The organism is Streptococcus sp. HMSC072D05 (genome assembly GCF_001815805.1).
Classification (GTDB): Bacteria; Bacillota; Bacilli; order Lactobacillales; family Streptococcaceae; genus Streptococcus.
Genome location: NZ_KV821994.1, coordinates 87398 through 92294, shown reverse-complemented (window position 1 = coordinate 92294; position 4897 = coordinate 87398). Strand labels below are relative to the sequence as shown.

The following is a 4897-nucleotide window of genomic DNA, read 5'->3' as shown; positions in this document are numbered from 1 at the left end:
TGCTCAAAGCACTGCTTTGAGGTTGTAGATAAGACTGACGAAGTCAGTTACATATATAATCCAAGGCGACGTTGACGTGGTTTAAATTTGATTTTCGAAGAGTATTAATCTAGATGTTCTTTCTTTTCCAGATGGAGAGCAATCATGCGCCATTCTGGATCCTCTTGCCAACCTTCTATCGAACTAATGTAGCTGGCAACCTTTCTGGCTTCTTCTAAAATCGGAAAATCTTCGATAATATCCGCCACTTGAAACTCTGGAAGTCCTGACTGTCTGGTTCCAAAAATCTCACCAGAACCACGCATTTTCAAATCTTCCTCCGCAAGGACAAATCCATTGGTCGTTTCTGTCATGATGCGCATGCGGTCCTTCCCAGACTCAGTCTTAGGATTAGCCACAAGAACAGCATAGGACTGCTTGTCACCCCGACCCACACGGCCTCTGAGCTGGTGAAGCTGACTGAGACCGAACCGGTCGGCATCCATGATAATCATGACGGTCGCATTGGGAACATTAACCCCAACCTCAATAACCGTTGTCGAAACCAGAATATCCGTTTTTCTCTCTTTGAACTCCTGCATGATCTGGTCTTTTTCGTCACTCTTCATCTTACCATGTAGGAGGGCTACTTCTGCCTTGCCAGCAAAATGAGCTGTCAACTCCTCAGATAAGGCAATAGCATTTTTCAGATCCAGAGCTTCAGATTCTTCGATCAGGGGAGAGATAACATAGGCTTGCGAACCTTTTTGAATTTCCCCCTCTAACCAAGTCAGTACCTGAGGTAGTTGCTCATGTTTGATCCAACGTGTCACAATGGGTTTCCGACCCGCTGGCATCTGGTCGATAATGGAAACATCCATATCGCCAAAGGCTGTGATAGCCAGCGTCCGTGGAATGGGCGTCGCTGTCATCATGAGAACGTCAGGATTGTCCCCTTTTTCTCTCAGAACACGCCTTTGCCCCACACCAAAACGGTGCTGCTCATCGATGATAATCAAGCCAAGGCGAGCATAATCCACTCCATCTTGTATCAAAGCATGAGTCCCGATAATAAAGTCAGCCTCACCCTTGGCAATAGTCTCCAAGACTTCTCTTTTTTCTGTAGCTTTCAAGGATCCTGTCAAGAGAGCCAGTTTCAAGTCTGGAAAAAGGTTCTGTAAACTCTCAAAGTGTTGCTCTGCTAGGATTTCTGTTGGCACCATAAGAGCTGCCTGATAGCCAACCGTCACCGCCGCAAACATGGCCAAGCCAGCAACTACCGTTTTCCCGCTTCCCACATCTCCTTGAAGGAGACGATTCATGTGATGGTCCGACTTCATGTCTGTCAAAATTTCCTGCAAACTCTTTTCTTGAGCTTGGGTCAGGGCAAAAGGCAGATTTTCTTTAACAGCCGACACTTTTTCCTGAGACCAATTCAGAACCAGACCGCTTCCCTGAACTCTATTTTCAGACTTGAGCGTCTGCAATTGCATTTGGAAATAAAAGAGTTCCTCAAACTTGATACGGCGAAGGGCCTGCTTGTATTCTGCCAAATCCTTGGGAAAATGCATAGCGCGAACAGCCTGGCAACGGGACATGAGTTTGTATTTATCAAGTAAAGACTGGGGAAGATTTTCTTCAATCAAGAGGTCTAACCCCTGATCAAAAGCCGTCTTGATGACCTTGACCAGACTGGCCTGACTGATTCCTTGAGCCAGACGATAGACAGGCTGGAGATCATCCTCTACTTGAGCCAGGACCTTCATCCCTGTCAGACTAGCCTTGGCGCGGTCCCATTTCCCAAAGACAGCCAGGGTTGCTCCCAGCTCTATCTTATCAGCTAGATAGGGCTGGTTAAAGAAATTCACCGCAAAAACGACTTCTCCCTGCTTGAGGCTAAAGCGCAGACGATTGCGCTTGAAACCATAATACTGGACACTAGCAGGAGTAACGACTTGACCAGACAGAACCGCCTTTTCGCCATCTTCCAGCTCCAGCACCTGCTTGGTTTTGAAATCTTCATAACGGAAAGGAAAGTAGAGCAAGAGGTCTTGCAAGTTTTCAATTCCTAGTTTGGCGTATTTCTCTGCTGACTTTGGTCCCACACCAGGCAAGACATGCAAGGGTTGATGTAGATTCATGCTCCACTCCTTTCTTTTTAATAATATTCTCTCGGAATGCGGTCGCTGAGGAGGCAAACCACCTCATAGTTAATAGTTCCACGATAGGTCGCTACCTGAGTAGCTGTGATTTCCTTGCCACCGTTTGTGCCGATCATGGTTACTTTTGTTCCTAGCGGATAAATCTTAGGCAGACGAATGGTGATTTGGTCCATAGATACTCGTCCGACGATTGGGCAAGCTTGGCCATCTACCAAGACAGTGAAATTTTGCATATCTCGTGTCCAACCATCCGCATAGCCGATTGGCACGGTCGCAATGACTTGCTCACTATCCGCCTGATAGGTTGCTCCATAGCCCATGCAAGCTCCAGCTGGAACTGTCTTGACATGAACAAGGGCAGACTCCAAACTCAAGGCTGGTGTCAAATCATAGGGTAAGTCCAAGACCTCTCCACTAGGATTGAGACCATACATGGCATCTCCCATACGGACTGCATTGAAAATAGTCTCAGCATGCCAGAGGGTCGTTGCTGAGTTGCTGGCATGAACCAGCTCTGGAACTTCCTTCATACTTGCCAAAATAGTTTTAAAGCATTCTAACTGGGCATTAAAATAGTCATCTGATTCTTCATCTGCAGTAGCAAAGTGGGTAAAAATCCCCTCAACACGAGCGCCGTGTTGTTGGAGCAAGGCTTGAGCCTGCTCTGCCTCACTGGAATCTCGAAAACCAATCCGTCCCATCCCTGAGTCAATCTTGAGGTGAACCGATAAGCCAGATAAATCAGCCCCAGTGGCAACCAACGCTCGAATCCACTCCAGTCCAGCCACCGTCAAAGTGATGTCGTATTCTTTAGCTAGGCCAATAGCTTCTAACTCAGATACACCTAGAATGAGGATTTTCTTGCTGAGGCCAGCCTGACGAAGTTCAATAGCTTCATCAATATTGGAAACACAAAATCCATCAACATCATTTTGAATAGCCTTGGCAACGGCAACAGCCCCATGACCATAGGCATTGGCCTTGATCACTGCCCACTTGAGCGTTCCTTCAGGGATATGAGCCCCCATTTGCTGAATATTTTGTCGAATAGCTCCCAGATGAATCAGAGCCTTGGTTGGTCTATGTGGACTAGCTTTCATGATTTTCCTCCAAAATGACACTGGCTGTCACAAACTGATCTGTATGGCTGATAGATAGCCAAATCTTTCCCGAAAATGGTGCCTGACTAAAATAAGGAGCCCCTCGTTCATTGTTCAAAACTTCCAAATCCTGAAAGGTCAGTTTGCCAATACCAGTTCCCATAGCCTTGGAAAAGGCTTCCTTAGCTGACCAGCGGCCTGCCAAGTATTCGATCTGTCTGCGCCCTTTGAGATTGGTAAAATGCTCCATTTCTTTAGGGGTCAGCACGCGCTTGGCAAAGCCCTCACGTCGTGTAACTGCTTTTTCTATCGAAGCCAATTCTTCGATGTCAATTCCGTGTCCAACTATCATACTCATAAAAGGAGCTGAGATTCCCCCAACTCCATCCTTTTCACTTATTTTGTTAAGGTAGTATAAATTTCTTCTACCAAGGCTACTGTATTTTCCCAACCTAGACAAGGGTCGGTAATGGAACAACCAAAGACCTCTGGTTGATTTTGGCGACCGTCTGCTAGGTAAGATTCGATCATAAAGCCTCGAACCGTCTTTTTAATCTTTTCATTCCAGTCACGATTCAGCAAGGCTTGGCGAACAATGCGAATTTGTTCCATATACTGCTTGCCTGAATTGTCATGATTGGTATCGATGATAATGAAGGGATTTTCAAGTCCCATGGTCTCATAACGATTGATGGCATTTAAGAGGGTTTCATAGTAGAAATTGGGTTCATTTTTACCATATTCGTTCATGGCGCCACGAAGGATAACATGGGCCAAAGGATTTCCCGAAGTTTCCACTTCTTGACCGTGGTAAAGGAAGGTTTGCTTGTTTTGAGCTGCATAGATAGCATTAAACATAACCCCAAGGTTCCCAGATGTTGGATTTTTCATCCCAACTGGAGCATCAATCCCAGACGCTACAAAACGGTGTTCCTGGTCTTCTACTGAACGAGCCCCTACAGCATGGTAGCTGACTAGATCATCGATCAAAACGAGATTTGACGGATAAAGCATCTCATCAGCTGTCGTCAAGCCCGTCTCCGTAATCACACGGTAGTGCAGCTGACGAACAGCTTGTATGCCATTAATCAAGCTTGGAGCTTTAGAAGTATCCGGCTGATGAACCAAACCCTTATAGCCATCTCCATTGGTACGAGGTTTAGCCGTATAGACACGCATCACAATAAAGATTTTATCTGCAACTTTTTTCTGTAAGTCTGCTAAACGACGAGCATATTCGAGCACAGCTTCTTCATTGTCTGAAGAACACGGTCCCATCACCAAAAGGATTCGGTCGTCCTCACCTGAGATGATGGCTGCCAGCTCTCTATCGCGGGCTTCTTTCTTTCGCAAGGCTTCAGGTGACAACTGGGTCGCAGCCTTGATTGCTTCAATATCAATTTCTTGACCTTTTTCGATAAATGCCATCTTACTCTCCTAGCGTTTGGTAAATTTCGCGAACAAGTGCTTCTGTGTTGTCCCAGCCTAGACACGGATCTGTAATGGACTTACCAAAAACTTCTGGCTCATTTTGACGTCCATCTTCCAGATAGGACTCAATCATAAAACCACGAACATATTTTTTGATCTTCTCATTCCAGTCACGGTTAATCAAGGTCTGACGAACGATACGGATTTGATCCATGTATTGCTTGC

At 45.9% G+C, this 4897-nt stretch carries 4 protein-coding genes and 1 pseudogene; all 5 read right to left on the bottom strand.

Annotated elements, in window-relative coordinates; genetic code table 11:
• Nucleotides 1–104: 104 nt before the first annotated feature.
• The gene (recG, locus tag HMPREF3057_RS02420; protein ID WP_049478701.1) at nt 105–2120 is read right to left on the bottom strand and encodes an ATP-dependent DNA helicase RecG; all 2016 of its coding nucleotides are present in this window, start codon (nt 2118–2120) and stop codon (nt 105–107) included.
• Between the two features lie 17 nt (nt 2121–2137).
• Complete coding sequence (gene alr, locus HMPREF3057_RS02415) at nt 2138–3241, bottom strand: alanine racemase (RefSeq protein WP_049478700.1); 1104 nt, start codon at nt 3239–3241, stop codon at nt 2138–2140.
• Entirely contained in the window at nt 3231–3593 is a 363-nt protein-coding gene (gene acpS, locus HMPREF3057_RS02410; protein WP_049478703.1) for a holo-ACP synthase, read from the bottom strand. Before acpS ends, alr begins: the two co-directional genes overlap by 11 nt.
• Before the next feature lie 44 nt (nt 3594–3637).
• On the bottom strand, nt 3638–4669 hold the full coding sequence (locus HMPREF3057_RS02405) for a 3-deoxy-7-phosphoheptulonate synthase (protein WP_049478699.1): 1032 nt from the start codon (nt 4667–4669) through the stop codon (nt 3638–3640).
• A gap of 1 nt (nt 4670) precedes the next feature.
• A pseudogene (locus HMPREF3057_RS02400) lies at nt 4671–4897 on the bottom strand (3-deoxy-7-phosphoheptulonate synthase); the annotation flags it as partial.

Excerpts from the sequence above, each read along its gene's own strand:
- HMPREF3057_RS02405 (WP_049478699.1), bottom strand. The coding sequence starts at position 4,669 with ATGGCATTTATCGAAAAAGGTCAAGAAATTGATATTGAAGCAATCAAG.
- acpS (WP_049478703.1), bottom strand. The coding sequence starts at position 3,593 with ATGATAGTTGGACACGGAATTGACATCGAAGAATTGGCTTCGATAGAA.
- recG (WP_049478701.1), bottom strand. The coding sequence starts at position 2,120 with ATGAATCTACATCAACCCTTGCATGTCTTGCCTGGTGTGGGACCAAAG.
- alr (WP_049478700.1), bottom strand. The coding sequence starts at position 3,241 with ATGAAAGCTAGTCCACATAGACCAACCAAGGCTCTGATTCATCTGGGA.